Genomic DNA, 6,731 nt, shown 5'->3' with positions numbered 1-6,731 from the left:
TCAGTCAAAGTAATTTTTCTACTGCCTCTCTCAACTAGTTTAACTCCTAATTCTTGCTCTAGAGATTTTAGCTGATTACTTAGAGGCGGTTGAGATAAATGTAGCTTTTGTGCTGCTTTAGTTATATTGCCTTCTTCTACTATTGTTATAAAATTTATCAATTGTTTTATGTCCATTTTTTATCCCCCACTAACTGTTCTAATATTTTTATAGCTTATTAATAAATTTATATTTATCTGTAAAAAATAAATAAATCAGCGAAGTCAGATTTTATTTCAAACTATATTAAAAAAGTATATTACCTATATATATTATATATTTTTAATATAGATATAACTATGCTAAAATTTTTATATAAGGACTAAGGAAGGGGACTTTTCAAATATGAATATTTTACTCGACTTATTTTTAACCTTTGCTAGAATTGGAGGGTTAACATTTGGTGGAGGTTATGCGATGCTTCCGATTTTACAAAGGGATGTCGCTGAAACCAAGAAATGGACTACAGAAGAGGAATTAATGGATTATTATGCTATTGGGCAATGTACTCCTGGTATTATATCAGTTAATGTCGCTACCTTTATAGGATATAAGCTAGCAGGTATTCCAGGCGGTGTTATAGCTACTTTAGGTGTAATAACTCCTTCAGTAATAATTATTACACTTATAGCTGCATTTCTTACTAATTTCGCAGATTTACCAATTGTAATTCATGCATTTAACGGTGTAAGAGTATGCGTCTGTGTATTGATTTTAAATGCCATTATTAAGCTTGGAAAAAAATCTATTGTAGATAAGTTGACTGTAGCTATTTTTATAATCGTTTCTGTTCTATCTATAGCTACAAGTTTATCTCCTATAATTTATATTATTATATCTGGAATTATCGGAGCTCTAATCTATAAATTTAGAGGAGGTAAGGAAGAATGCTAGTACTATTTAGATTGTTTTACGAATTTTTTAAAACAGGTCTTTTTGCAATCGGCGGCGGGCTTGCTACAATGCCGTTTTTATACAATATAAGCGAAAGTACAGGATGGTTTACTAAAAGCGAATTAACTAATATGATCGCTATATCAGAATCTACTCCTGGACCTCTAGGTGTTAATATGTCCACCTATGTAGGTTTTTCAGTAGCTGGTGTTCCTGGAGCCTTAATCGCTACTATAGCACTTGTTATGCCTGCACTATTTATAATAGTTATTATTTCTAAGTTTTTAAATAAATTCAAAGAAAATCCATATGTAGAGGCTGTTTTTCATACTATTAGACCGGCTTCAACTGGATTAATTGTAGGAGCTTGTTGGGGTGTAGTAGAAATCACTATGTTTTATCTAGATAAATGGGGAATTGATTCAAAAATCACAGATTTACTTAATTTTAAATCTATTATATTCGCTGTGATACTATTTTTCTTAATAAAATATACAAATAAACATCCAGTTGTCTATATAGCTCTTTCAGCTGTAGTAGGTATACTTTTATCTTTTTAATATAGATATCAAGAATTTTACTTCAAATAAATAATAATTTCCAAAAACAAAAAGAGGCTATACTATAGCCTCTTTTTGTGTTGACGAGAAATTTTTAATTTAACATCATTAATTAAATTTATATATATTTGTAAATTAATGACCTATATTCATTATAGTAACACATTTTGCTACTATATTTAAGTATTTAAGGAAAATAAATTAAATAAATTTATTCTCCTCAAATATCTTTTATATTTTAACATACTTTCATGGTTCTTTTCCACATTATTTTTTAAAAAGTAATTTTTGCAATTTCTACTGAGCGTTTTGCATCCTTTGCATAGTAGTCTGCATCTATTTGTTTAGCATATTCTTCTGTTAAAACTGCGCCTCCAACTATTACCTTTGCGTCTATTCCAGCATCTCTTATAGCTTTTATTGTGTCCTTCATATTTTGTACAGTCGTTGTCATTAGCGCACTTAGACCTATTAATTTAATATTTTGTTCTTTTGCAGTTTCTACTACAGCTTCTATTGGAACATCCTTACCTAGGTCTATTACTTCGTATCCATAATTTTCTAGCATTATTTTTACGATATTTTTACCTATATCGTGTATGTCGCCTTTTACTGTAGCAACTATTATCTTACCTTTTGTGCTACTGCTGTCATTAGTATTGACACTTAGCTTATCTTTTATAATATTTAATGAAACTTTTATTGTTTCTGCTGCTTGTATCATTTGAGGCAAGAATATTTCACCATTGTCGTATTTTACTCCGACTTTATCTAGAGCAGGTATTAGCATATTGTCTAATATATAATTTCCATCGTATTGTTCAAGCAATTTATATGTCATATTTTTAGTTTCATCCTTTAGACCTCTTTCTATAAGTACATCTAAAGAAGTTTCTTCATTTATTTCAACTGCTTTAGCTTGATTGTTTTTTGATTTTGAAACATTCATATATTTTTCTATATATTTTTCGCAGCCTTTATCTATATTGCTTATTACTCTATATGCATACATTGATTCCATCATAACAGATTCTGATGTATTTATTATAGCTAGGTCAAGTCCTGCTCCTAAAGCTAAGTTTAGGAAAGTAGAGTTTAATGCACTTCTATTTGGCACACCGAATGAAATATTAGATACACCTAGTATAGTCTTGCAACCTAAGTTTTCTTTCACCATTCTCATAGCCTTTATAGTTTCCATAGCTTCTTCTTGTTGTGCTGATACAGTAAGTGATAGACAGTCTATAAATATATCTTGTCTTCTTACTCCGTAGCTTTCTGCTCTTTCTACTATTTTTTTAGCTATTTCAAATCTTCCTTCTGCTGTTTTAGGAATTCCATTTTCATCTAGTGTTAGTCCGACTACAGCTGCTCCATATTTTTGAACAATTGGAAGAATAGAATTTAAAGATTCTTCTTTTCCGTTTATAGAGTTTACTATAGTTCTTCCGTTGTAGTATCTAAGACCTTGTTCTAAAGCTTCTACATTAGATGAATCCAGCTGTATAGGTGTGTTTATGATTTCTTGTAGAGTTTTTATAACCTTAGGCATCATAGCTTTTTCGTCTAATTCTGGAAGCCCTACATTCATATTTAATATTTCTGCACCTTCTTCAACTTGATCTAGTCCAAGGCTCACTACATAATCTAAATCTCCACTTATTAAAGCGTCTTGTAGTGGTTTTCTGCCTGTTGGGTTTAATCTTTCACCCATTATTGTTGGACCGTTGATTTCAACAAATTTCGAAGGTGAGCAAACTACACATTCTAAGTTCTTTTCTAATGGCTCTGCTTTTATGTTTTTAACATTGTCAGCTAAAGCTTTTATAAATTCAGGATTTGTTCCGCAGCATCCACCTACTATAGTTGCTCCCATTTTTACAAATTCAGATACACCTTCTAAGAATTGTTCTGCTGTCATTTTATATACAGTTTTTCCATCTTCTATATCAGGAAGCCCTGCATTAGGTTGTACTACTACTGGTACACTAGCTCTTCTTATTATTTTTTCTACCATTGGCTTTAATTGTTCTGGTCCAAGAGAACAGTTAACACCTACAGCATCTGCTCCTAAGCCTTGTAATGTAGCTACCATACTTTCTGGTAGGCATCCTGTGAAGCTTCTTCCATTTTCATCAAAAGTCATAGTAGTAAATACTGGTAAATCAGTATTTTCTTTAGCAGCAAGTAGAGCAGCTTTTATTTCGTATAGATCCATCATAGTTTCTACGATTATTAAATCTGCGCCCGATTTTTGACCTTGTACTACTTGTCTTTTAAATATTTCATAAGCTCTATCAAAGCTAAGTGTACCCATAGGCTCAAGCATTTCACCTATTGGACCTATATCAAGAGCTACGTATTTTTCATTTCCATTATCTACTAAAGAAGCAGCCTTTTTAGCAGCCTTTACTGCTGAATCTACTATTTGCTCTACTTCATATCCTTCTGGTAATTTTAATTCGTTGCATCCAAATGTGCAAGTTGTAGCTACATTTGCACCTGCTTCAAAATATTCTTTATGTATATCAACTAATATCTCTGGATGCTCGTATCCAAATGCTTCAGGATTTTGTCCAGCTTGTAGACCTCTTCCTTGAAGCATAGTTCCCATACCACCATCAATTATTAGCATATTATCCTTTATATATTGTTTTATTTCCACAACCATCAGCCTTTCTTCTAAACTCGCAATTATCTCTGTTAGGACAATTATTACATGTTCGTTTAACCTTTTCTATTTTTTTATTTGTTATACCTATTAAAGCTACTACAGATTTTCTAGGTATCATAATTCCTGTATCTGTGACTGTAACCCCTATTTTTCTCTGTGCATTTAATACATTCAGTATATTCTTATTTGCTCTTATATCTAAATCTCCATAACCTGGACTGTATCTCATAGTTAAAGACTTTTTTTCTTTGGCTACAGTTTGCAAAATACTATCTTGTACCCTATCGCAAACCTCTTCAATAGAAGTTGTAGCACAGGCATCTATTATTACACCCTTAGTAAGGTTTTTATAACTATATTTTCTGATATTTTTTTCGATATTAAATCCAAGTGTTGCACTCATCAAAACGCATTTATCACAATCTTCAAGCAATTCACTCAAATCTTTGCTTTGTAATTTTAATGTTGTGTTTTTAAATTCAATAGTATGAGAAGCTAAATCATTTTTTATATCGTATATTTCATAGACATACTTTATATCAATATTTTCTTTAGTTTCCTTAATACATTCATTTATTTTAAAATCTAAATCATTATCTATATCTTGTCCATTATGTCCTAAATATCTAAGTACCTCAGATTTATCTACCAATATATTAAAAATTTCCTTTTCTTGATTTATTATCATTTTATCGATTATCTCCAGATATATAATATATATTTATTATTTTTTATTATTCCCCATATATATTTAGTGAAAAACCTTTATCTAACACATATTTAGCATATTCTTGAGCTCCGAATAATGATAAATCTCTGTAATTTCCACATTCAACAGCAGTTGCTGCTATCATTTCTTTTGCATTTATAACTTTTACTAAAGCTTTTTCAAGACCTTCTTTAACAGTTTTCGCTTCTACATCACCCCACATAACTAGGTAGAAACCAGTTCTGCATCCCATTGGTGATAAATCTATAATATCATCTAATTCTTCTCTTAAATAAGTTGCCAATAAATGTTCTAGACCATGCATAGCAGCTGTCCCAAAAGCTTCTACATTAGGTTGTAAAAATCTTAAATCAAACTTACTTACTTTATCTCCCATTTTTCCATCTAATACACAGCATTTTCTTACAAAAGGTGCTTTTACTTTATTATGATCTAATTTAAAACTTTCAACTTTTTCCATCTTCCTTATCTCCTCTTCATATATTTTCGTATTTTATAATATAGAAAAACGCCTAAAGACTTTCTTTAGACGCCATAATATCAAAATATATTTCAATTATATATTAATAGCTGTTTTTTGTAAATAATTCGTAAATTTTTAACATTCAAATTACACTATTTTTAAAACTTGATCCACTTCTACCATTTCTGGGTCTTCCATTTTTGGTTTATTCTTTACATACCACTTATATGTTTTCTTTAATCCTTTTTCAATAAGTATATTAGGTGTATAAAGTCCATGATCTATTAATTTATCTATTTCTAATACACAGCTAGTGTTTCTAAATGGAAAATAGCTTCTGTCCTTTACCTTTATTTTATCTGAATTTACATATTTTATTATAGGCTCCTTACCTACAATTTCTCCACATGTTTCTATTAATTTTTTCCAAGTAACAAGCTGTGGTGTAGAAACGTTATATGCTTCTCTTACTATATCGTTTTTTGTCAAGCTATATAAAACCTTTACAAAGTCATCAATATAAATAAATTGGTTTACTACTGGTTCATTTCTATCACTAGGTACTGGAATCGCTTTACCTTCTTTGATTCTATCAAAGAAATACACTTCCCTATATAAATTATTTTCTGGTCCATAAATATGAGTTGGTCTTATTATTATGTAAGGGATATCACTTTCTGTAATATATTTTTCAGCCTCTACTTTTTCTATTCCATACTTACCCCAAGCTGGATTTACTCCTTTTTCTTCATCCTCTGTTATATATTTACCTGTGTTTTTATATACAGCTGCAGAAGATAATACAACGTATTTTTTTAGTGCGTCTCTATTAACAAATTTAATTAACTCTACTATATCTGACTTTAAGAAAGCAGTCATATCATAAATATAAGTATATTCATTGTCTTTAAGTGCATTTTTTAATTCTTCTTCTTTCCTTCTGTTACATGAAAAATGTTTATTTACTCCCTCATAATCAATTTTTCCTGTAGTCAAGACATCTACTTTATGTCCATGTTCTATAAAATACTTAGCAAGTGATTTTCCTATGAAATCACTTCCACCCATAATTAAAACTGACTCCATTTTTTCTTCATTCCTCCTTATGGATAAAAATTTATTAAGTTCAAAAATAATGTCATATTTATAATACCATATATTTCCACAATTTTAATGTATAATAAAAGTTATATAGTATGTTTTTATAAATTTTTTTATATAATATTTATACACTTCAACATTCATTTTTCGATAAAAAACTCAAAAAAAAGTAATAGCTTTTAATACTATTACTTTTGTAATTCATTTATTGAATAAAACCATATTAATGTATAGATTTATATCAATTTTATTATATATAATTATATTCTA

The 6,731-nt window shown here is 29.6% G+C and carries 7 protein-coding genes; 2 read left to right on the top strand and 5 right to left on the bottom strand.

Going from position 1 to position 6,731, the window contains the following annotated elements:
* Positions 1 to 176: LysR family transcriptional regulator (locus ACI3VO_RS03715; RefSeq protein WP_439756635.1), on the bottom strand; the 176-nt coding region annotated here is incomplete at its 3' end.
* A gap of 208 nt (positions 177 to 384) precedes the next feature.
* Between ACI3VO_RS03715 and ACI3VO_RS03710 the strand changes: the two genes are divergently transcribed.
* Both ACI3VO_RS03710 and ACI3VO_RS03705 read left to right on the top strand, forming a co-directional pair.
* The gene (locus ACI3VO_RS03710; RefSeq protein ID WP_439756634.1) at positions 385 to 933 is read left to right on the top strand and encodes a chromate transporter; all 549 of its coding nucleotides are present in this window, start codon (positions 385 to 387) and stop codon (positions 931 to 933) included.
* The gene (locus ACI3VO_RS03705) at positions 927 to 1,493 is read left to right on the top strand and encodes a chromate transporter (protein WP_439756633.1); all 567 of its coding nucleotides are present in this window, start codon (positions 927 to 929) and stop codon (positions 1,491 to 1,493) included. The genes ACI3VO_RS03710 and ACI3VO_RS03705 overlap by 7 nt, the downstream gene beginning before the upstream one ends.
* 274 nt (positions 1,494 to 1,767) lie before the next feature.
* Here ACI3VO_RS03705 and ACI3VO_RS03700 read toward each other — a convergent pair whose 3' ends face one another.
* The 4 genes from ACI3VO_RS03700 to ACI3VO_RS03685 all read right to left on the bottom strand — a co-directional run bounded on the left by ACI3VO_RS03700 (position 1,768) and on the right by ACI3VO_RS03685 (position 6,446).
* Complete coding sequence (locus ACI3VO_RS03700) at positions 1,768 to 4,164, bottom strand: homocysteine S-methyltransferase family protein (RefSeq protein WP_439756632.1); 2,397 nt, start codon at positions 4,162 to 4,164, stop codon at positions 1,768 to 1,770.
* Positions 4,130 to 4,855, bottom strand: coding sequence for a vitamin B12 dependent-methionine synthase activation domain-containing protein (locus ACI3VO_RS03695; protein ID WP_439756631.1), 726 nt, complete (start codon positions 4,853 to 4,855; stop codon positions 4,130 to 4,132). Before ACI3VO_RS03695 ends, ACI3VO_RS03700 begins: the two co-directional genes overlap by 35 nt.
* Positions 4,856 to 4,901: 46 nt before the next feature.
* The gene (locus ACI3VO_RS03690) at positions 4,902 to 5,357 is read right to left on the bottom strand and encodes an S-ribosylhomocysteine lyase (protein WP_439756630.1); all 456 of its coding nucleotides are present in this window, start codon (positions 5,355 to 5,357) and stop codon (positions 4,902 to 4,904) included.
* A 150-nt stretch (positions 5,358 to 5,507) separates the two neighbouring features.
* Complete coding sequence (locus ACI3VO_RS03685) at positions 5,508 to 6,446, bottom strand: NAD-dependent epimerase/dehydratase family protein (protein ID WP_439756629.1); 939 nt, start codon at positions 6,444 to 6,446, stop codon at positions 5,508 to 5,510.
* Between the last annotated feature and the right edge of the window lie 285 nt (positions 6,447 to 6,731).

Source organism: Intestinibacter sp., assembly GCF_051866655.1.
In the GTDB taxonomy this organism is placed as follows: domain Bacteria; phylum Bacillota; class Clostridia; order Peptostreptococcales; family Peptostreptococcaceae; genus Intestinibacter.
The sequence above is the reverse complement of the archived record's forward strand: the minus strand, read 5'-3'. Positions and strand labels throughout refer to the sequence as shown.